This is a genomic window from Paenisporosarcina sp. (assembly GCF_057785155.1).
On sequence record NZ_JBYNRN010000016.1, the window covers coordinates 1 to 21,983 of the forward strand.

The window sequence follows — 21,983 nt, forward strand, 5'->3', positions numbered from 1 at the left end:
GGGAACAACACCTAAGTCTTCGGATATGGTCTAGGTTCTCTGAAAGTGCCACAGTGACGGAGCTGACTCGGAAACGTTTCAGGTGGAACGAGGTAAACCCCACGAGCGAGAAACCCAAATTATGGTAGGGGCACTCTCATGCAGGAATTTAACGAATTGAGAGACAGACTTAGTCTGTAGATAGATGATTACTACTCACTTGTACGAGGCGTAAGCCGTTTGAGTACGTGATAACAAAACATGGCTTATTGGGTTTTCTAATGGGTATACTTTGACTAAACAAGCTCTCCACTAACTTCGGAGAGCTTTTCTTAATAAATAAGCAAATTTATGAATGAATGTTAAAAAGGAAGGATGAGATGATGACGACTCATCGATTAGTAGCAACATCGGCAATGGGCTTAGAAGGCATTGTGGCAGATGAAGTAAAAAAATTAGGTTATGAAACGCAAACAGAAAACGGTAAAGTATATTTTGATGGCGATGAGCGAGCAATTGCACGTGCCAATATGTGGTTACGAGTTGCTGACCGCGTTAAAATTATCGCTGGAGATTTTAGAGCTACCACTTTCGATCAATTATTTGAACAAACTAAAGCGATTCCTTGGGAGAAATATTTATCCGTGGATGCTGCGTTTCCAGTTCAAGGTAAGTCTGTAAAATCAATATTATTCAGTGTGCCAGATTGCCAAGCGATTGTTAAAAAGGCAATTGCCGAACGATTAAAATTAGCACATAAAAGAATTGGTTTTTTAGATGAATCGGGTGCAACATTTAAGATTGAAGTGAGTATACTTAAAGATGTGGTGAAATTAAGCATTGATACAAGTGGTGTTGGTTTACATAAACGTGGATACCGCTTAAGTCAAGGTGAGGCTCCATTAAAAGAAACACTTGCTGCAGCACTTGTCTATGTTTCAAAATGGAACCCAAATCGTCCGTTTGTAGACCCATTCTGTGGGTCAGGAACAATCGCTATTGAAGCAGCGATGATCGGCCAAAACTTAGCTCCAGGGTATAATCGCAGTTTTATTAGTGAAGACTGGCCATGGATGTCAAAAAAAATCTGGGAAGAAGTGCGCTTAGAAGCTGAAGAAGCAGCAAACTATGACCAGCATTTAGACATCACAGGTTCTGATTTAGATCCTCGAATGATTGAAATTGCAAAAAATAATGCGATTGAAGCTGGTTTTGCTGATTTAATTCACTTTAAACAGCGTCAATTGAAAGATTTCACAACAACTTCAACCGACGGTGTAATGATTGGAAATCCACCTTATGGGGAACGTATCGGGGAAATAGAAGTCATCGAAGAGATGATTGATGATATGGGACGCATTATGGATACTCATCCAACGTGGTCTGTGTATATGTTGTCTTCAATGCCAGAGTTCGAAACGTTATACGGACGAAGAGCTACGAAAAAACGTAAACTATTTAATGGATTTATTGAAACTAATTATTATCAATATTGGGGTAGAAAATTACCTCGTGAATAGAACTTGAAACGGATAGGTCCACCTATCCGTTTTCTTATCGTTTGAAGGGAGAACACTATGAAACAAACTTTACCATTTGCACTTTCTAAAGACCGATCATTTTTCGAATCACTTGGTGATTGGATGGGTGATGTTTTATATGATGAGTTGCCTGAAAAAGGATTTGAATGTCGCGATGAGCAAATTTTCATGGCCTATCAAATTGAAAAATCGTTAAAAGATAAAAGCGTTCTTTTTGCAGAAGCTGGTGTAGGAACAGGGAAAACCATCGCTTATTTACTACCAGCTATTTCATATGCACGATATACTGGCAAGCCCGCTTTAATATCATGTGCAGATGAAACGTTGATTGATCAGCTCGTAAAAAAAGAGGGCGATATTCAAAAGCTGCAAGATACGCTTGGATGGAATATTGATGTTCGACTTGCAAAATCTCGTGATCAATATTTATGTTTAAAGAGACTCGAGCATGAGCAAAAAACAAATGATGAGGAATTCATTGAGCAAATTGAAGATGGAATTCCCGACTTTGTGTATGGGCACCAATCGTTGCAGGCAGTTTACCCATATGGCGAACGCAGTGCTTTCCCAGACGTAAGCGACGAAGATTGGCAAAAAGTGAATTATCATCCGATACAACAATGTGCTGTTTGTGATATTCGCAATCGTTGTGGTCAAACTATTCATCGCCAAAATTACCGTGAAGCAGGAGATTTAATTATTTGTTCTCATGACTTTTTAATGGAACATATTTGGACGAAAGAATCGCGTGTGCGTGAAGGGCAAATGCCTTTATTGCCAGATGTTTCGATGATTGTTTTAGATGAAGGACATTTATTAGAGTTTGCAGCACAGCGTGCATTGACGTATGAAGTGCAAAGCCAAACGCTTGTGTCATTAATTGATCGTGTGGCTACAGATGGAGTGCGTGAAAGAACATTACGTTTGCTTGAAAAGTTACAAGATACGCATGATGATTTCTTTAAAGAACTACTTGTTCACGCCTATGGAGAGGGTGAACGTCTTCATATTAATAAAACAGATCTTGTATTGCAAATAGGTAAAGAACTTGTCAAATTAGTAGAACAACTTCTAGAAGAATTTGTTTTTGAGTCTGAACTTTATACGATAGATGAATACGATCTTCGTATGGTTGAAGAGTATTTAGAACAATATGTATTTTCGATGCAATTATTTGTGCAAAACGGAGATGCAGTCGACTGGGTAGAAGAAAAAGACGGTCTTGAAACACTAGTTATTATGCCACGTCTTGTAACAGACATCTTAAATGAAAAACTATTTACAAGTAAACTACCAGTTGTTTTCTCTTCTGCAACATTGTCTATTAATAAAGACTTTACGTATATTTCGGATGCACTCGGCATTGATAAATATCACTCGTTCAGTGTTTCTTCACCATTCGATTATGCAGAAGTTATGAAAATTTATGGGTATTCTGTCGAAACTGCGACAAAATCTCAAAAAGCGAGAGAGCTTCTTGCTCAATCAGATGAGCCAACCTTAATATTGTTCAAGTCGAAGCAGGACATGGTGAGTTTCGAAAACTCCCTTACTGTTGAAGAACGACTTAACATGGCATGTGAAGGGGAACGAGAATTGTCATCCATTGTTCGTGATTTCCAAGCAGGCGAAATCTCTACGTTATGTTCTTACCATTTATGGGAAGGTCTCGATTTACCTGCAGAAGCATTAACACGTGTGATTATTTTTGATTTACCATTCCCACCACATGATCCATTGTTTGATGCAAAACGAAAATTCTCGAATGATCCATTTAATGAAGTCGATTTACCATTCATGTTACTTCGCCTTCAACAAGGGATTGGACGTCTGATTCGTACGTCAGCAGATCATGGTTCTATTCATTTACTGCTATCGGATGAGGAAAAACAATTAAGTGACTCATTTATACATGTGCTTCCTGTCGAAGTTATTTGGAGTTAATCAGAAAGGGACTGTCCTAAAAGTCATGACATATGACTAAGGGCAGTTCCTTTTTTATATTTAGAGAGTCAATTTCATAATTCATAAAACCGATGTAAACAAAAAGATTTTAAAACAGAGATTTTGTCGATTTCCGTTACGGTCGGACGCTTTCCGCGGGTGGTCCGTGTGCCTCCTCGTTCGCTACGCTCTCTGTGGGGTCACACCTGGACACACTTTCCCGCTGGAGTCGCCGACCTTCACTCCAATCAACAATAAGTACCATAATGTGCAGAACAGATAACTATTACTGGTTACAATGATCAAGTTTAGTTGAAAAAACTCATTTTTCTTAGCTTTTATTAAAGTGTAGGCTAAGTTCTATCGACAATTTAGTTAATCGTAAATTTACGATGGCCGCACGTTTCGAAAGTGCCGATATGTAAGTAAATCAAATAATTGTGGGCATCAAGATATCAGGCTTCACGATCATATCTCTTGCTAGACGCAAATAAGGGTTTTTACACTCATGTAAAAATCCTCAACATTGTTTATCTATTCATATGATTTCAGTATTTCCATACTATTCTTTTGAAACATCTCAGAAGATAAAAAAGACTTCACAATGGAAATGATATTATTCCTTTTAAAAACCGGATTAATTTTTAAAGCTTTTTGTTCCAAGGCAAGATTATTGCCGTCATAGCTTTGAATAAGTTTTGTAAATTCTCTCAAATCATTTTTTGACAAATCAAATGTGACTACAGTTTCGTGAATTGTAGGGTCTTGCATTTTCTCATCATTCAATAACCCAACAAGAGTCAACAAACTGATATTGTGAAACTTTATTTTCTCTATTTCGGCTAATAGCTGTTTATATTCATTGCTTTCCAAACATACCGCCCCTATCTTTTATAGCAAAAATAAATCTATAGCTCAAGTAATGTTTCTAGCATAAGTCGTTGGAATACCTGCAACAAGAAGTGATTGATAAATTTCACCATGAACTACAGAAACCACTGAAAAAATAAAAGAAACCATTTTGATATAAGATAAATCAAAATGGTTTCTTTACTAGTTGTCGGGTTACCTGTTTTTGTGGAAAAATGTATATTTTTCAGTAGTCCTTCTGTAATACGAAGCTTGCTGAAAAACTATTTTAACACCTTACATTTTTGCGTTTAAAACCAAGTGGGCCTCTATTTATATGTTTTTGAATACTTTCGGAAGCAAGAAGGATACTGTTTTTTTTGTTGTCCCGCCTAATTTCGACTGGTCCTACTGCCTTTGCTGTTTCAATTGCCTTATCATGGAGTGGCAAGTATGAAATTCCGACTGTGTAGATAAAATTATTCATAGCGGATTTGGTTCGATCTGGAGAATCGTGAATCGTCTTTTCTACCTGATCAAGCATACTACCAAGCTTGCTTGTGGTAAATTCAACATCCGGGCGACTACCCAAAAGCCAACAGTAACAGCTCCAGCCTGCTGACATTCTAAGTTCTTCACCGCTAGCAATCCATTTGTCGGCAACAGCTTGCGCAATCTCAGTTTCTGCCAAGGTGACTGAAACCACAAAATCCGAAAGCATATAAAAATATGCTGCATCCATCCAACGCTCAAAGTCCGACTCTGTCATTGTCGTTGTGTCCGCGATGATGCCGGCAAAATACATAGCATCATAGTTTCCCGTTGCGTAAAGTTGCTCGGCTAAAGGCTGATCAATCTTGATTTTCTTTGCAATCGGCTTCATTTTACCTGTAGCCACGCCAAAAAGCGGCTCGTGTGCACCATTACTCATACTTATCTTTTTAATCCGATCATTACTAAGCGCTTCCAATTCCTTCATAACCATTTCGAAATTCATCGTTTAGATTTACCCTCCTTATTAAACTCTAATTAAAGTCTCTTCATACTAAACTAAACTACTGGATTACTGCACAATCTTATAAATATATTAACATAAATATCCAACATCCATCGATATATGGACAATCTAAATAAATAATTTGGACCAGAATTTATAATAAATTCCCCCACTAAGGTGCACTGTAATAAATCGTGTATTTTTCGCTAACGCTTGATTCACGCCCTAACCATGCTAACTGTAAATTTTGTTCTTAAAAGACAACAGTCATAGCCTTTATATTTATCATAGTTTTCTGTCTTTATGCTAAAATGAAGGAGATGTTTGATAAGTATTGGGGGAATTGACATGGAAACGACAGAGAAATTTTTAGATTATGTTAAAAAGATGCAAGCTTACACGGAAGCAATTGGATTGATGTATTGGGATTTACGTACAGGAGCTCCGAAAAAAGGAGTCGATCAACGCTCACAAGTAATTGGTACTTTGTCATCTGAGGTATTTGGTATGCAAACTTCAGACGAGTTGGCGACAATGCTAGACGAGCTTGGCAAAAATTTAGATTCACTGGATTCAATTACAAGAAAAACTGTTGAAAAAGTTAAAAAAGAATACGATATGAGCAAGAAGATTCCCGCTGACGAGTATAAAGCTTACGTGATTTTGACTTCAAAAGGAGAATCTGTTTGGGAAGAAGCTAAAGAGAAGTCAGATTTCTCATTGTTTTACCCATACTTAAAAGAAATTGTTGAAACGAACAAACGATTTGTTACTTATTGGGGAGTGAAAGATAACAATCCATATAACACACTTCTTGATGAATATGAACCAGGAATGACGACTGAAATTTTGGATGAGGTATTCGGTGAATTGAGAAAGAAAATTGTACCTTTAGCGAAAAAAATTGCGGATTCGCCAAATCAACCTAAAACTGATTTCTTATTTAAACATTTCCCGAAAGACAAACAACAACAATTTAGCTACGATATTTTAAAACAGCTCGGCTATGATTTTGATGCGGGTCGTTTAGACGCTACTGTTCATCCATTCGCGACTGGATTAAATCGTGGGGATGTTCGAATTACAACGAAATATGATGAAAATGATTTTCGTACAGCGGTTTTTGGCACGATTCATGAATGTGGTCATGCCTTATACGAGCAAAATATTTCTGCCGATTTAGAAGGTCTGCCCCTATCAACGGGTACATCAATGGGTATCCATGAATCGCAGTCATTATTCTATGAAAACTTCGTAGGACGCAATGAGAATTTTTGGAAACATAATTACGAAACACTCCAAGGTTATGCACCTGAACAGTTCGGTGCTGTTTCTGCAGAAGATTTCTTAGCAGCAATTAATGAATCGAAATCATCACTTATTCGAATTGAAGCTGATGAATTAACGTATCCACTTCATATTATGATTCGGTATGAAATTGAAAAAGGCTTATTTAATGGGGATCTGAAAGTAGAAGATCTTCCACAAATTTGGAACGATAAATACGAAGAATATTTAGGTGTTCGACCTTCAAATGATGCTGAAGGAATTTTACAAGACGTTCACTGGGCAGGTGGAGCATTCGGATACTTCCCGTCATACGCACTTGGATTCTTATATGCGTCTCAACTAAAAGCTGCAATGTTAAAGGATCTTCCAAACTTTGACGAGCTATGTGCAAATGGAGATTTAGAACCGGTTAAAAATTGGTTGACGGACAAAGTTCACCGTCATGGCAGCATGAAGAAACCATTAGAAATCTTGACAGAAGCAACTGGCGAAGGATTGAATGCGACGCATTTAGTGGAGTATTTAGAAGAGAAGTACGGGCGTATATATCAATTAGATTAAAAAAGTATAATCTATTAAGTATCGAAGAAACAAAAACTTCATATGACCAAGACTAAAAATAAAAAACGCATAACCGAGAAATCGGTTATGCGTTTTTTAAATTTAATCATCTATTAACAGTGGCGTGACTTCAGTGGAAATAGGGTAGATAGATATCTATATACTTAACTGAATGGATAACAGAAGGAGGCCATCACGTGGCAGGTTATATTTTCGATCTCGATGGAACGATTTATCTTGGTGACAAACTAATTGATGGTGCCCTCGAGACATATGATTATTTAATTTCCAATGGACATAAAGTGGTATTCGTAACGAATAAACCGATTGATTCGCAGGAAGACTATCATCGCAAACTTACGAAATTTGGTTTTGATGTGACAGTCAATCAAATTGTTAATTCAAGTTATGCAACAGCTATTTATTTGACTAAGTATGCAACAGCAACTGATCAAGTGTATGTGGTCGGTGAGCAACCGCTAATTGAAGAGATGAATCAGGCAAATATTTCGATGACGAATAATCCACTCGACGCTGATTATGTTGTTGTCAGCTGGGACCGCCAATTTACTTACGATAAACTGAATAATATGTATCAGGCATGGAAGAATGGTGCGAAATTCGTTGCAACTAATCCAGACCGGACGTGTCCTGTTGATGGAGGTGAGGTGCCAGACTGTGGATCCATCATGGGTGCTTTCACCGCTGCTACTGGAAAGGAAATCACGGAAATCGGTGGCAAGCCTTCTCGACTGATGGCAGATCTCGTCCTTGAAGAAGTACTACAAATGCCCGCGAATGAATGCTTTATGATTGGAGATCGTTTAGAGACGGATATACTAATGGGTAACAACGCTAACCTGATTACGATTCTAGTGTTATCAGGTGTTACAACTGAAGAAATGGCAAAGGAATCAACCATTAAATCAAATTACACCTTGCCAAGCGTTAAAGAGTTACCAAGGTTTATTGAAAGCTTAGCCAGTCATTAATAACTTTCTTATACAATATTTACGACAAATAAGTAGCTAATTAAAAGAGGCGCGTAAAGTGACAAAATCACTTAACGTGTCTCTTTTTCTCTTTTGTCCAAAGTATTTAATTCTAAATAGTCAAATATCCTAATCTGTAATTATTGCTAAATTGGTTCAAAAGACATGCTGATTAAACAATCTATTTTAAATAATGCCAAAAAAGGTAAGTAAAAAGCGTTTAAAACTAATTTCAAAATAATGTTAAAACAATGTGATTAACTTGATGTTTTAGTTAATTAGATAACGAAAAATTGGAAAATAAATAAACTTATGTAGTATAAAAGTAACGTAACGATAAGGTTCTCTAAGAAGTCCAAAATGTTCATTTATCATTAATAAGAGGACTAATTACTTATTTTTTATTTTGGCGTTAAATTACCAAAATAGTATGTATATATTTAATTTTAAGTAAAAGTCAGTTACATCAAGGTTTTAATCGAGTTTAATATATTTAATAAAAACAAACACGATTCAATATACCTATTGTAAAAAAGTTTTGAATAGGAACTAAATATCAATTGTCAAAACTCTAAATATTTACGACATCATTTGACAGAAAAATCACTTTCAATTTTATATAGTTTTAGTAACAACTAGAGGTTCACGATTTACACCATTGAGACTGTTTACCTAAATTATTAGGGAAAGGGGGCAAGGGTGTTTTTATGTGTTCATTTTTAAGTAAAGGTAAAAGGCAATCCGCTTCACGAATGGTGAGAAATGGTAAAAATTAGAGGGGGAAAAGAAGATGACGAAGAAGTTTTATTCTAAGAAGTCATTCAGCATGGCTGTTTCTTTACTCATGACGTTGTCACTAATTGCACCTGGAGTAACAAGTTCAGAAACAACTAGTCAACTGCACCAACCGATTAATAACCCGAACTTAAGTGCAAAAGAGAAGATTAGCGATCGTCTGCTGGAGAATTTTAATGAAGATGAGAAAGTAACATTCTTAATTAAGTTCAAAGAGAAAGCGGATACGAAAAAAATTGCTGCATTGTCTAAAGAAAGCTCAGAAAAAGAGAATTTACCTTCAAAAAAATCATTATTAGTTAAACGTTCTGCAATTGTTTCTGAATTAAAAGCCATTTCGCTTCAGGAACAGCAAAATGTAAAACATTATCTCGAACAAGAAGTGGCTAAAGGCCATGTTGAGGATTTTAATTCGTATTATATTGTAAATGGAATAGCCGTTACAGCAACGAAAGAAGTTGCTGAAAAGGTAGCATCATTTGAGGAAGTTGAAAAAGTGCTTCCAAACGAAACTCGTCAACTATACACTACGAAAACGGAAGATGCTGTGGTACCTGAATCTGACATTGCCAATGTTGAATGGAATATTGAACGAGTCAATGCTCCTGATGTATGGGCGATGGGCATTGATGGGTCCGGTACTGTAGTTGCAAGCATTGATACGGGTGTTCAATGGGATCATCCGGCATTAAAAGAAAAGTACCGTGGTTATAATGCTTCAACAGGTCAAACTGATCATGACTTCAACTGGTTTGATGCTACTGCTGGACAAACTACACCATATGATGACTTAGGTCATGGTACGCACGTGACAGGAACAATGGTAGGTAGCGAAACAAACGGATCTAACCAGGTTGGAGTAGCTCCTGGGGCTAAATTCATTTCTGTTAAAGCATTTGCTGCAAATGGTGGTACAGATGTGGATCTATTAGAAGCTGCACAATGGATTTTAGCTCCAACAGATTCTGAAGGAAATGCACGTGTAGACATGGCACCAGATGTTGTCAACAACTCTTGGGGCGGGGGCCCGGGTCTTGACGAATGGTATCGTGATGTAGTAACCAACTGGCGCGCAGCAGATATTTTCCCTGAATTTTCAGCAGGGAACACAACTGCATCTAATCCCGGTGGTCCTGGTTCAGTTGCATCACCAGCAAACTACCCAGAATCTTTTGCAACTGGTGCAACTGACATTAACAATGCAGTAGCGAATTTCTCATTAAGAGGACCTTCACCTTATGCTGAAATTAAACCGGATATCTCGGCACCGGGTGTAAACATCCGTTCTTCTGTTCCAGGGGGTGGGTATGAAGGTGGATGGAATGGCACATCCATGTCAGGACCAGCTATATCAGCAGTAGCGGCAATGTTGCGCCAAGTAAACGCAGACTTGAGTGTTGATGAAATGGAACAGATTTTACTTGATACAGCAATCCCGTTAACTGACACGCAATATCCAGAAACACCGAATCACGGGTATGGATACGGTTTAGTTGATGCTTATGAAGCAGTATCTTCTATCATGAATGGTATTGGGAAAATTGGAGGACAAGTTACTAAACACGGGGAAGATGACGAAGCACCTGTCTTTGAACATAGTTCTCCTAGAGAAACGTATGATGGAATGGATTTAGATTTGACGATTTCAGTGACGGATAATGTCAGTGTAGCATCCGTCAAATTATCTTACCTTGTTGAAAATAGTGAATGGCAAACTGTAGAAGCATCTCGAAAGTCTGGGGACTACAAATCTGGGGAATACGCTGTAACTGTTCCTGGAGTATCGATAACAGGGGATTCTTTCACATACAAATGGCTAATCAATGATTTTGGAAACAACGAAGTCACTAGTGAAGAATATATTGTTGAAGTGAAGCCGGGTATTACGGTTGGATACTTTGAAGATTTCGAGAATATTGTAACAGGCTGGAGGTCATTCGGAGAAATGAACAGCTGGGAGTTGGGAGTTCCAACTTCTGGGCCAGGAAATGCGGCATCTGGTGAAAAAGTATATGCAACGAATTTAGATGGGACGTATGACAATCGTATGAACGCAACACTTGTGTTACCACCAGTTGATTTACCAGAAAGTGATTCGTATCTGCAGTTCAAACATTGGCATAGTTTTGAACAATCTTCATCTGGAAGAGCATGGGATTACGGTCATGTCTTTATTTCCACAGATCAACAAGAGTGGACACAATTACAAATGTTCCAAGGAGAGTCAGGGGCATGGTTAGATGGAGAAGTAAACTTGTCAGAGTATAATGGTCAACGTGTTTACTTAGCATTCCACGCATTCTCCGATGGAAGTGTGCTAAGAGATGGTTGGTATATTGATGATGTAGCATTAGCAGATGTTTCACAAACTGGTGATGCTGCAAATAATGATAAGGTAGAGGAAATTGACCTTGGCTTAATAAAAGACAAAGATGCATCGGAAGTAAAAGAAGCGATTGACCCAACGAAAATCAGACCTTTAATGCCACAAAAAGAAGACTTGTCAGAGTCACCAATCAATCCGACACTTTTGCCGTTAGGTGCTCAAGTCAGTGTGATCGAATCAGGGCGTTCTGTTTATACAAACCCTGCAGATGGCACATATTCAATAACGCATACACCTGGTACATTCACAGTAACAGCAGAAGCTTACGGTTATCACACTACTCAACAAACTGTGGATATTGTGGCTGATGAAACAGCACAAGCCGATTTCACATTGGAAGAAGTGGCACAAAATGTAGTAAGCGGAACCATTACTGATGAATCGACAGGCGAAGGAGTTGAAGGTGCTACTGTTCTTCTAGTTGAAGATGCCAATATCACCCCAGTAGTAACAGATCCATCAGGTAACTATTCAATCACCGCTTACGAAGGCGAATACACGCTAAAAGTAATTGCTCGTGGCTATCATAGCAAAGAAGCATCGGTCACAATTGGTGCAAATGCGCTTGAATTAAATCTTGCACTAGAGCCGTTCTACACATATCCGGGTGGAGAAATTGGCTATGATGACGGAACCCCTGAAAATGCACGTGCTTTCAATGCAGCAGGCAATGCTTGGGCAGTAAAAATGTCTCTTCCTGAAGGTAAAGACAATGGCATTGTTACTGATGGCGTTTTCCGCTTCTGGGATACTGAATGGCCAGTACCAGGTGGAACAGAATTTGCTGTAGAAGTATGGGATGCAAGTGGTACTGACGGTACACCTGGTAAAAACCTTACGGGTTCAATTAGTGCAACAGCATTACGAAATGGTGAATGGACAGTAGTCGACTTATCGGAACATAACATTGTTGTAAATGGTGACTTCTACATGGTCTACAGACAAACATCTGCGTATCCGAACACTGCAGGTCTTGCTACTGATGAAAATGGAATAAATGCTGAAAGAAGTTACCAATCTGTTTCAGGTGCATGGTCATCTGCACCTGCAGATGAAGGAAACTACATGATTCGTGCTCGTGTCAGTTATGAAGTGAGTACACCAGTCATTACGTCACCATCAGCGGACCTAGCAACCAATGAACCAGCAATTACTATAGAAGGAACTGCTTCACCAACTACAACTATTCAGTTGAAAAATAACGGTGAAGAAGTAGGGTCAGTATTAGTAGGAGATGATGGTAAGTTCGCCATCCCAACAGAATTAACTGAAGGGGCGAATGATTTTACAGCAGTTTCTATACTAGATGGTAGAGTTACAGGTGAATCTGCTCCTGTCTCAGTCATCTTGGACACAGTGAATCCGAGTCTAACAATCGATAGCCCGATTAATGGAGATAAAACAAATCGTGAAACGGTTACAGTGCAAGGTAGTGTCGACGATGCAAATCTTGAATCAGTTAAAGTAAACGGTCAAGATGCAGCAGTCATAGATGGTAAATATTCAAAACGCATTCTTTTAAATACAGGTGCAAATGAAATAACTGTTGTAGCAACAGATTTAGCCAAAAACAGTGTTTCGAAAACAGTGACAATAACTGCAAAATACGATGCACTAGTAATTGAAAATGTATTACCAAGTGAAGATGTTATCCTGAAATCAGGAAAAACTGTCAAAATTGAATTTGATAGTGAGCTTGGATTAAAATCAACTTTTGTCATCCACATGCCACTAACAGATTTCGGAGGACAAGTTCAAAATGCTACAGAGTTGCCAATGATGGAAGAATCGGACGGTCACTATGTTGGATATTGGACAGCTCCAAAAGGAACAGTAGCTAATGGTGCAGTGATTGAAGTGAAAGCAGTAGATAGCTTCAAAAATGAAACACGCCAAACAGCAGCAGGTAAACTGTATATCAATGTTAAGAGTAAGTAGGGGACTATGATTAAAAATACTAAAGAGATTATTACCATCTCTTTAGTATTTTTTTTGTACTATGAGCGTAAACACTATAGTGAGATCATAAAATAAAATTTAATAGGAAATTAAGTTTACGGATGGAACCCGATGCAACTGCAACTGATAGATGAGTCGAGCAGTAGGGTAACTTATTTATATTTCAGCAATTCATCCCAATGATTGCTTCTTTGGCTAGCTTTAGGGAATGGTTCTAGAACTCTTTCGGAAGTTTCAATTATCATTTCTTCAATGTAAATTAGTTGTTGTTTCAGTTCTAGTCTTTCCGCTTCATCCACGGATTGATCTGCTTTCAATTGTAATTTGGTTTTTTCATCCTCCATCATGTTCAATGTCTGTGTTTTGGATGATGCGAATTTCTCTTGAAGATCTTGTGCATTATCCGCGAAGACAATATTGTTCATTCCCACATAATAGGGTTTTTTTAAGCCCTTTTCTTCAACATGATAGGAAAGTCCGTCAGCGTTGCCAGATTCCATAATTGGATCCAATGTATCAACAGCTGAAACGAGATAAAAATTCTCGGTTTTCGTTCCTTCAACCACGAAATAGTAAACTAATAAAGTATCATCGACGTCATAAAATTTATCCTTCAATACGATGGTTCCTTCTAAGAAACTGGCTGGGAATTCCTGTTGGATGAAGTAATTCTTCAATGCTTTTGTCGCATCTGAAACACTAATCAAATTCGACTGTACACTTTCAGTTTGTATATCTTCTTTTAAACCTTGTTTAGAATTATTTTTAGGTTCTTCACAACTGACTAACAACAAAGATATAAAACACAGTTGAAAAAACTTCTTTTTGTACATAAGAACATCCTTCCGGAAAAATATTATCTCTAATACAGTAAAATTATTCTTTTACCAAAAGCTATGAGAATTATCATTTAGCTGATAAAATCAGTTCTCCGATGCTAATGATTATAATTAGCATATTGAAAATAATGGAATAAGAGAAGTATAATAAGAAAAAACACATTGGGGTGCAAATGTGAAAAATAATGTAGTGTCTTTATCAATATTTAGCTTAGCTGTGAGCATTATTATTAGCGGGTGGCCAATATCGCAGGGATTAAACAATGTAGAAGAAAAAAATCAAACTCAACAGCAGACAAAAGAAATTGCTCAAAATCAATTACTAACATCTTTGGAACTTGCGGATTACTTAGGGATAAGTATAGAAGAAATTCAAAAAATAGGTCCAATAGCAGGCTGGTGAAGGACAGCTTAGTAGCGAGTTACCATATATGAAAATTGGTAATAAATATTACTTTTCTAAAGTTGCTATCGACAAATGGTTGCTAACAACAGAGTCAGTAAACGTCGAATAATGCTAGAGGGTTATAGAGACCATAATGTTGATTTATTTAGGTAAATTAATAACGGACTATCTTAACTATCCTTACTAGGTCTCCTCTGTGCTTCTATAGGTTGAAAATTTGAGTCGATTAACGTTTTGACCGTAATGCATGTGAACACGAACGCAGTCTATTGGTTCAATTTGAGGTATCTCTAAGAAATATTCCAGCTGCCATTTCTGCGTTTTTTGAGCTTGAGGGCTCGTTGTCTTAGCTCAAGGTGGGTAAACGCGTATTGCTCTTTTACACCTACGTTTTAATAAGTAAAAGATTCTGTTATTACCTCTATCTAATTTACAGTAATTTCTAAATTTGCGCCAAGTAAATTTTATATAATTCTCTGAAGTCGTATCAGCATGACCTTGGCACAGCAAGTATTCAATATAAGACCAGCAAAAGCCTAAATTAATTCTAACCTGTTCTATTTTGAGGCACAAACATCAAAAATTTTATTAAAGAAACAACTGAGATCTATAACTAATGACGTTTCAAGTTGGTGTGCTTAGTTCAACAATCTTTCATGGGTTTTAACAACAGAATGTAAACTGAATTACAATATATTCTAATAACATCAGAACATTAAGCTGGAATGAGGTAAAATTGTTACCGTTTAATAAAATTAATGAATGAGGGGTGGATGGTTCTGAATAAAAAAACTTTCTTTCTTGCAATCTTTTTAATCTCAATGTTGTTGTTAATAGGATGTAACAAAAATGAGGTTATTGGGTTTGAAGAAACTGTTGAGACTGATATGAAACAACTTTCAAGGGTGGATGTTCAAAAAATAAATTCAGATGGTAGTTTCGGCGATGAAACAATTATTGGGGATAAAGATTCTGTGGATTTGCTTAGAAAAATATTTGTGCAAATTGAATGGGAACAAAATAAAAAAGTTACGATGCCTAGAACAGAAGATGTAAAAGCAAATTTATTTTTCAACTGGGATAAAAATATGCCAGAGAGAATCTTTGAATACTCCATTTGGTTTGAAACAGGAGGAAATGCAACAATTACTGTCCTAGATGAAAGTGTCTCTGGAAGACTAGATAAAGAAAACGCCCAAATTTTAGACGATTTGATTTTGATGTCACCTTTACCATTAACAGAAATCATCGTTGAAGAACCTTTAATTATCGGCCATATTGTAGAGGTTAATGAAGAAAAACAAGTAATTGCTATTGTAGAAAACATAACAAAAAAAGAAGCCATAAACTGGATAGACAGTCAAAGGCCTGATGTCCAATAGCTGTTTTCTAATGGAACAAAGTTTGATGGGAAATTGGAAAAAGGTAACAAGATAGCTGTTTGGAAGTCTGGAGATGGACCAGAGAAAACCGGAGATATTGCTAAACGCATCATACTCTTAGAAAATTAAAAAGGAAAACTCAAACTTATTAATCCAAAACAAGTTTGGTGTTTTTTATGTGTTACCCTTTAAAATAATATTATTCCAGTTACACACCTTATCAGCGATCCGTTGTGTAGGTGTTTTTTCTTGCGATTAGTAGAAAGCGTCTAACAAAAATTATATTTGTCCGATAGACAATCAACAGTTCGCTTTCCTCAAGCTTTCATTTCTAATGGATGAGTGAATGGATTGAAACTTGTGTGTTTCCTACTTTACTGGTCAATAAAATTAATTGGATATAAAAAAGATATGGTAAAATTCACTTATATAAATGGAGTTTTCCTTTTGCTTTGAAACTTAGAGTTCTAACTATGAACCGTTAATTAAAAAATGGTCAAGGCTTCACTGATTAATCTGTCTCAATAGGAGAACTTGTTTTTATCTGTAGTCTAAAAATAATGAAGTATAATCTTTTTCGATTCATTCAAAAAGGACACTTTTCAATGCATGAAATATACATAAAAGGACGTGAAGAAGATTAATACGGAATATGTAAATTGGAAAAAGAATATTATTATCTTTTTAAGTAGCCAGACGATATCACTTTTTGGCTCCTCACTGGTTCAATATGCGATTATGTGGCATATAACACTTACCACACAATCTGGAATGATGATGACGTTGTTTATATTATTTGGATTCATACCTACTTTTATATTATCGCCTTTTGCAGGAGTGTGGGCAGATCGATACAATCGAAAGGTACTCATTGTCTTATCGGATGGACTGATTGCGGTTGCAACTCTTGTAATGGCAATTGTCTTCTTAATGGGATATGAGGCTGTTTGGTTATTGTTTGTTATGGCAGCTATTAGGGCAATAGGAGCTGGTATTCAAGGTCCAGCCGTAGGGGCTATTTTGCCGCAAATTGTTCCAGAGGATAAACTGACAAAGGTAAGCGGAATAAACGGAAGTATACAGGCAATTATTATGTTCGTGTCTCCTATGGCGAGTGCGGCATTGCTGACAATGGCTTCATTAGAAATCATTTTCTTTATAGATGTAGTCACTGCAGCGATTGCAATTGTAACTTTGCTCATGTTCTTAAAAATACCGGTTCATGCAAAGGCATCCGAGGTACAAACGTCAAGCTATCTTGATGATTTCAAAGCAGGTTTAACCTATATTAATAATCATGCTTTTTTGAAAAAATTCTTTTTGTTTTTCGCGTTGTTTTTTGTGTTGATGGCACCGGCTGCATTTTTAACCCCATTACAAGTGGTTCGGAGTTTTGGTGATGAAGTATGGCGATTAACTGCAATTGAAATAGCCTTTTCAATTGGAATGATGGTAGGGGGAGGTATTATAGCTTCGTGGGGTGGCTTTTCAAACAAGGTGCATACGATGACACTTGCCACTATTATAATGGGAATTTGTACGATTGGATTAGGAATTATCCCACTATTTTGGGCTTATTTACTCTTCATGGCGATATTCGGAGTGTCAGTGCCAGTCTTCAATACTCCGTCGACGGTATTAATCCAAGAGCGAGTTGAGGGTGATTACTTAGGTAGAATATTTGGTGTGTTCGGGATGATTGCAACATCTATGATGCCGATCGGAATGCTCATTTTCGGGCCAATGGCAGATATCGTAAAAGTTGAGTGGATACTGTTGGGTACGGGAGTGCTTATGTTACTACTTGGACTGTTATTAGGAAGAAACAAAGTATTATTAAAAGCAGGTGAGCCTGAAGTTGTTCCAGAATCAACTGATTTAACTTTCTAATATATAAAAACGTCTTGAACCGGTTAAATCGCCGTTTCAAGGCATTTTTTTGTTAGGTTTTATTTAACTCGTTTTTGATTTCAATCGAATGTAACACGATAGAATTTCGTGAGCTTAAATTTTTTTTGAAAGTATGTATAAAAGGTAAATTAGATGTAAATAATATAAGGAAATAACCATTTTCTTTAGTATTGAATTAATAGTTATATTAATAGATTTGTCCTTAAAATATCCAATAGTAAACACAGTATATAAAATAAAATATGTAATAGGGTTATTTCTAAAGTTGCGATATGAAATAGAAAGGAAGAAGGGAGGAAATAACTCTAATGAAAACGTTTATAAACAAATTTGCGCAAGCGATTGGCATAGGTATTATTTTACTATTATTTAATCCTGAGCTAATAGTGCTAGGATCTAGTATTAGAGAGAATGCATACGAGTCAATTGTAGTCAGCCTATTAGTCATAATAATCGTTTTGATTTTAAGAAAACCCAAATCACGAGCATAATGATTGAAAATAATTATAAAAATCGTAAATCTACATTAAATAGTTCAGATATCTTTCATACAAGTAAACAACAATAATATTACTGAGTTCGGTTCACAATTTACTCAAGAGGTGTGATGTTAATGAAAAAGGCTTTATTTTTGGATCGTGACGGAGTAATAAATGAAGTACTAACGGATAGGGTGAAATTTGTAAATAAGCCACATGAGCTATACTTCTTGCCAGGTGTTTCAGAAGCAATTAAAAAGTTGAATCCTTTCTTTGATTTCATTTTTGTAGTAACCAATCAAGGTGGTGTTGGATTGGGATTCATGAAGGAAACTGAGCTCAATAAAATACATGACCATATGATTTCTGAATTAAAGAAGGAAGGGGCAATTATTCATGACGTGGCTTATTGCCCTCATAAACCAAAATCAGGCTGTGCCTGTCGCAAGCCAAACAGCAAATTAATTACAGATCTCAGTAAAAAGTATGATATTGATTTATTGCAATCCTACATGGTAGGAGACACCGATACAGATATAATTGCAGGGAAAAAGGCAGGTACAAAGGGAGTATTCTTGGGTAAGAGTGATCCGCTTGCAGATGCTGTTTTTTCTGACTTAATAAGTGCTGTGGATTGGATTATTGAAGATACAACGAAGAAGTAGAGGTGCATTTGGTATTCTCTTTTTATTGAAACATATAATTGGTTCCTCTTAAAATAACGGATGAAGCATAAGCTGCCTTTACAGGGTGGCTTTTACTTATGAGGTAAGAAAGTTGATTATTTCCTAATCTGGGTGTTATTTAAACCTAGGATGTTTACCGTGATCCAATTCAGTTGAGTAAGTGAATCGAGGATTTACAGTCGGATCATTAAGATCTCTTGTTCAACCAATGTGAAGTGAATTGTTGGGCAAATAAGGCATTCATATTTTATGAACCAAGTTACTATACTTTCTAATAGATAATTGGCGGACGGAACAGTCAATGGTAAGCTATCTTTTAAAGTGAAACGTTCAGTAAAAATAGTTTATTATTGATTTATAGAGGGGGAAGTGATTAAACATGAAGTACCAATTGCATTTCACCATTCCAGCATTCCCTGATACACTGCTTGAAAATTATGACTACTGGGTTCCATTAATGAAGTATTTCATTCAGAAATCGGATACCATCGAGATACATTGTTGGAATGAAGAAAAAGAAGTAATTCAGGAAACAATAGCTTTATTTCAAGACGATCCTGAGTTGCCAGAAGATATGGAAATAACCATTTTCCGCGGAAACTTGACGGAAGATATTTCACATCATCTTCTTTATAATCACATAGCTGAAATGGAGAATATCAAATGGTTCTCTATTTTCTTAAGTAAAGGTGATACTACGATGTTTCATTCCGAACATTGGGGAACAGAATTTTTTGCCCCTAGTCTTAGTGAAGAAGAAATATCGTTTATTACATCGGTTATGCCAAAGGATACAAATTTCAATCAGTACGAGTAGACTACCAGCTCTTTTTCCTTCAGCTTTAGGGGTTCGGTTTTTAGGAGAGATGAACATATCCCGAGAAATGGCGAAACAAACTATAATGGCTGACACTTAAAATTAAAAAATAAAGAATAGGACGTGATCCAGATGTTAAAAGAAAAACTGAAATCTGAATTTAAGTCTGCCATGCGAAATAAAGAGGTCTTGAAAAAAGGAATTTTGACCATGATCATCTCCAACATCACTACCGCTGAAAAGAACAAAGGAACGGAATTGACGGAAATTGAAGTGTTGGCTATCGTTCAAAGGGAACTCAAGCAAACAAAACAAGCGTTGGAGGAAGCTGAAAAAGCTGAACGCCAGGATAATATCGACTATGGAAAAGAAAAAATCGCCATCATAGAAAGCTACTTGCCTCAAATGATGACTGCTGACGAAATTCGTGCGTTGCTCGTTGAAAATGGTATCGGTTCTGGTACGAACATGGGTGAAGCCATGAAGGTCATCAAACCACTTGTAGCTGGTAAAGCAGACAATGCGTTGGTTTCAAAAACAGTCAAAGAAGTTATCGCTTAATCAAAAACAAAATGAAAAAATGAAGTGTGATGAAGGACGGGAAGAGAGAGACTCTTGAAAAATCGGGTTAATGTGTGAAGAAAGTGCGTCCAATTAATAAAGGAAAGATATCGTTCCACGATATCTTTCCTTTTTCTTTTGATTTTCTTTACTTTGACACCTTTAAAATTGTAATTCGCTTGAGATTTACTGCGAATATTGTTGTAGATCCTTTTTATTTGCAGACGAAATAGTCTTAAATATGATGCTACATCATATAATGAAAAAATATAACAACAATAATACAATGACATACAATAATATTTTATTGTAATACGATAAATTTAATGATAAAGTCAGATTAACAAGAAAAGTGAGGTGCTTTTTATGAAACGTGGTTCAACAATCTTTTTAAAATTAGCTGTTTTTTTAATTGGAAGTCCAGTTCTTGCTTTAGGTATATATGGATTGCCTTGGTTAGCTAATAATCCAGTAAATCCAGATTATGCCCATATCCTATATCCCATCGTAATAGGTATGTATGTATCAGTGATTCCGTTTTTCGTTGCATTGTATCAGGCGTTTAAGCTTTTAAGCTATATTGACAAGAATCAAGCTTTCTCGGAGCTGTCTGTAAAATCACTACAGATTATCAAATTCTGTGCAATGACAATTAGCGGGTTGTATGTGGTGATTTTGCCATTTGTTTTCCTCGCAGCAGATCTTGACGATGCACCAGGTCTCGTTATAGTCGGAATGGTTCCTGTTTTTGCTTCCTTGGTAATTGCAGTCTTTGCTGCTGTTCTTCAAAAACTTTTACAAGAAGCCATCGATATAAAATCAGAAAATGACTTAATAGTCTGAGGTGAAAACAATGGCAATAATAATCAATATTGATGTGATGTTGGCTAAAAGGAAAATGAGTGTGACAGAGCTTTCGGAGAGAGTTGGAATAACGATGGCTAATCTCTCTATTTTGAAAAACGGCAAGGCAAAAGCTATTCGATTATCAACTTTAGAGGCAATCTGTAAGGCTTTAGAATGTCAGCCTGGAGATGTTTTAGAATACAAAAGTGACAAAGACACTCTGGAATAATAAGAATATAAATCAAATTTGTTGAACTGCCATAAAATTAAAATCAAAGAAGATCAAATTAAAACTGAACCCTTAGGGTAAGGAAATTAAATGAAAAAATATGATGAAAATGCATCGTCAAGTTCTGCGAAGTAATCAATGTTTCTGAATAACAAAAACCCCTAATGAGAAAGCATTAGGGGTTACAAATGATATACGTGTTAAAAGAAAATGAACTTTATAAAAAATACAACTAGTTAATGTTTGGCTATACGCTGAATCAAGAAGGACTATCCTAATTCTAATTTCAATATCGATAGTCTTACTTTATTGTTTTTCTCTTTTCCATTTCTTTTTTCACCAATGGGAGAACCTTTTCTTTGACTGCCTTTTGTATTTTTGGATCACTTATTAATTTCTTGAGTTTATTAATCACTTTTATCCCTCCTATTTTTAAATTTGAATCTTAACTAATATGGAGTTTTTTAAAAAACTAATTTGTCTTTCATGGCTATTGTATATTAAATGCTGGATTAAGTCTTGTATGTTAACAAG

16 protein-coding genes and 1 other RNA gene are annotated in these 21,983 nt (G+C 36.5%); 14 read left to right on the forward strand and 3 right to left on the reverse strand.

Annotation, left to right across the window (positions count from 1 at the left end):
- From rnpB to AC3EA5_RS06840, 3 genes are all read left to right on the forward strand, one after another.
- Positions 1–253: RNase P RNA component class B (gene rnpB / locus AC3EA5_RS06830), an RNA gene on the forward strand; the annotation flags it as partial.
- A 109-nt stretch (positions 254–362) separates the two neighbouring features.
- A complete protein-coding gene (locus AC3EA5_RS06835) occupies positions 363–1,499 on the forward strand; it encodes a THUMP domain-containing class I SAM-dependent RNA methyltransferase (protein WP_488607693.1) in 1,137 nt (378 codons plus the stop codon).
- 57 nt (positions 1,500–1,556) lie between these two features.
- Positions 1,557–3,464, forward strand: a complete 1,908-nt coding sequence (locus AC3EA5_RS06840) for an ATP-dependent DNA helicase (protein ID WP_488607650.1) — start codon at positions 1,557–1,559, stop codon at positions 3,462–3,464.
- Between the two features lie 534 nt (positions 3,465–3,998).
- Here AC3EA5_RS06840 and AC3EA5_RS06845 read toward each other — a convergent pair.
- Positions 3,999–4,337: a hypothetical protein gene (locus AC3EA5_RS06845; protein ID WP_488607651.1), complete on the reverse strand. Its 339-nt coding sequence runs from the start codon at positions 4,335–4,337 to the stop codon at positions 3,999–4,001.
- A gap of 265 nt (positions 4,338–4,602) precedes the next feature.
- Positions 4,603–5,310 carry a DNA alkylation repair protein gene (locus AC3EA5_RS06850; protein ID WP_488607652.1) on the reverse strand — a complete coding sequence of 236 codons (708 nt, stop codon included), beginning with the start codon at positions 5,308–5,310 and terminating at the stop codon, positions 4,603–4,605.
- Positions 5,311–5,658: 348 nt separating this feature from the next.
- Between AC3EA5_RS06850 and AC3EA5_RS06855 the strand changes: the two genes are divergently transcribed.
- From AC3EA5_RS06855 to AC3EA5_RS06865, 3 genes are all read left to right on the forward strand, one after another.
- Positions 5,659–7,161 carry a carboxypeptidase M32 gene (locus AC3EA5_RS06855; RefSeq protein ID WP_488607653.1) on the forward strand — a complete coding sequence of 501 codons (1,503 nt, stop codon included), beginning with the start codon at positions 5,659–5,661 and terminating at the stop codon, positions 7,159–7,161.
- Positions 7,162–7,358: 197 nt separating this feature from the next.
- On the forward strand, positions 7,359–8,153 hold the full coding sequence (locus tag AC3EA5_RS06860) for an HAD-IIA family hydrolase (RefSeq protein WP_488607654.1): 795 nt from the start codon (positions 7,359–7,361) through the stop codon (positions 8,151–8,153).
- A 790-nt stretch (positions 8,154–8,943) separates the two neighbouring features.
- Positions 8,944–13,272 carry a S8 family serine peptidase gene (locus AC3EA5_RS06865; RefSeq protein ID WP_488607655.1) on the forward strand — a complete coding sequence of 1,443 codons (4,329 nt, stop codon included), beginning with the start codon at positions 8,944–8,946 and terminating at the stop codon, positions 13,270–13,272.
- Between the two features lie 173 nt (positions 13,273–13,445).
- On the opposite strand, the gene AC3EA5_RS06870 is transcribed toward AC3EA5_RS06865, so the two are convergent.
- Positions 13,446–14,126 carry a hypothetical protein gene (locus AC3EA5_RS06870; RefSeq protein WP_488607656.1) on the reverse strand — a complete coding sequence of 227 codons (681 nt, stop codon included), beginning with the start codon at positions 14,124–14,126 and terminating at the stop codon, positions 13,446–13,448.
- A 181-nt stretch (positions 14,127–14,307) separates the two neighbouring features.
- Here AC3EA5_RS06870 and AC3EA5_RS06875 point away from each other — a divergent pair, with 181 nt between their 5' ends.
- The 8 genes from AC3EA5_RS06875 (at position 14,308) to AC3EA5_RS06910 (ending at position 21,449) form a co-directional block, all read left to right on the forward strand.
- Complete coding sequence (locus AC3EA5_RS06875; RefSeq protein ID WP_488607657.1) at positions 14,308–14,535, forward strand: hypothetical protein; 228 nt, start codon at positions 14,308–14,310, stop codon at positions 14,533–14,535.
- A 776-nt stretch (positions 14,536–15,311) separates the two neighbouring features.
- Positions 15,312–15,920 carry a hypothetical protein gene (locus AC3EA5_RS06880; RefSeq protein ID WP_488607658.1) on the forward strand — a complete coding sequence of 203 codons (609 nt, stop codon included), beginning with the start codon at positions 15,312–15,314 and terminating at the stop codon, positions 15,918–15,920.
- Positions 15,921–16,559: 639 nt separating this feature from the next.
- Entirely contained in the window at positions 16,560–17,810 is a 1,251-nt protein-coding gene (locus tag AC3EA5_RS06885; RefSeq protein WP_488607694.1) for an MFS transporter, read from the forward strand.
- Between the two features lie 634 nt (positions 17,811–18,444).
- On the forward strand, positions 18,445–18,975 hold the full coding sequence (locus AC3EA5_RS06890; RefSeq protein ID WP_488607659.1) for a D-glycero-alpha-D-manno-heptose-1,7-bisphosphate 7-phosphatase: 531 nt from the start codon (positions 18,445–18,447) through the stop codon (positions 18,973–18,975).
- 400 nt (positions 18,976–19,375) lie between these two features.
- The gene (locus AC3EA5_RS06895; RefSeq protein WP_488607660.1) at positions 19,376–19,813 is read left to right on the forward strand and encodes a hypothetical protein; all 438 of its coding nucleotides are present in this window, start codon (positions 19,376–19,378) and stop codon (positions 19,811–19,813) included.
- A 132-nt stretch (positions 19,814–19,945) separates the two neighbouring features.
- Positions 19,946–20,374, forward strand: coding sequence for a GatB/YqeY domain-containing protein (locus AC3EA5_RS06900; protein WP_488607661.1), 429 nt, complete (start codon positions 19,946–19,948; stop codon positions 20,372–20,374).
- A gap of 366 nt (positions 20,375–20,740) precedes the next feature.
- Positions 20,741–21,217, forward strand: coding sequence for a DUF2975 domain-containing protein (locus AC3EA5_RS06905; protein WP_488607662.1), 477 nt, complete (start codon positions 20,741–20,743; stop codon positions 21,215–21,217).
- Positions 21,218–21,227: 10 nt separating this feature from the next.
- A complete protein-coding gene (locus AC3EA5_RS06910; protein ID WP_488607663.1) occupies positions 21,228–21,449 on the forward strand; it encodes a helix-turn-helix domain-containing protein in 222 nt (73 codons plus the stop codon).
- The last annotated feature ends 534 nt before the right edge of the window (positions 21,450–21,983 follow it).

Coding starts and splice junctions, on each gene's coding strand:
- AC3EA5_RS06855 (WP_488607653.1), top strand. CDS start 5,659: ATGGAAACGACAGAGAAATTTTTAGATTATGTTAAAAAGATGCAAGCT.
- AC3EA5_RS06880 (WP_488607658.1), top strand. CDS start 15,312: ATGGTTCTGAATAAAAAAACTTTCTTTCTTGCAATCTTTTTAATCTCA.
- AC3EA5_RS06850 (WP_488607652.1), bottom strand. CDS start 5,310: ATGAATTTCGAAATGGTTATGAAGGAATTGGAAGCGCTTAGTAATGAT.
- AC3EA5_RS06910 (WP_488607663.1), top strand. CDS start 21,228: ATGGCAATAATAATCAATATTGATGTGATGTTGGCTAAAAGGAAAATG.
- AC3EA5_RS06900 (WP_488607661.1), top strand. CDS start 19,946: ATGTTAAAAGAAAAACTGAAATCTGAATTTAAGTCTGCCATGCGAAAT.
- AC3EA5_RS06890 (WP_488607659.1), top strand. CDS start 18,445: ATGAAAAAGGCTTTATTTTTGGATCGTGACGGAGTAATAAATGAAGTA.
- AC3EA5_RS06865 (WP_488607655.1), top strand. CDS start 8,944: ATGACGAAGAAGTTTTATTCTAAGAAGTCATTCAGCATGGCTGTTTCT.
- AC3EA5_RS06905 (WP_488607662.1), top strand. CDS start 20,741: ATGAAACGTGGTTCAACAATCTTTTTAAAATTAGCTGTTTTTTTAATT.
- AC3EA5_RS06895 (WP_488607660.1), top strand. CDS start 19,376: ATGAAGTACCAATTGCATTTCACCATTCCAGCATTCCCTGATACACTG.
- AC3EA5_RS06840 (WP_488607650.1), top strand. CDS start 1,557: ATGAAACAAACTTTACCATTTGCACTTTCTAAAGACCGATCATTTTTC.
- AC3EA5_RS06835 (WP_488607693.1), top strand. CDS start 363: ATGACGACTCATCGATTAGTAGCAACATCGGCAATGGGCTTAGAAGGC.
- AC3EA5_RS06870 (WP_488607656.1), bottom strand. CDS start 14,126: ATGTACAAAAAGAAGTTTTTTCAACTGTGTTTTATATCTTTGTTGTTA.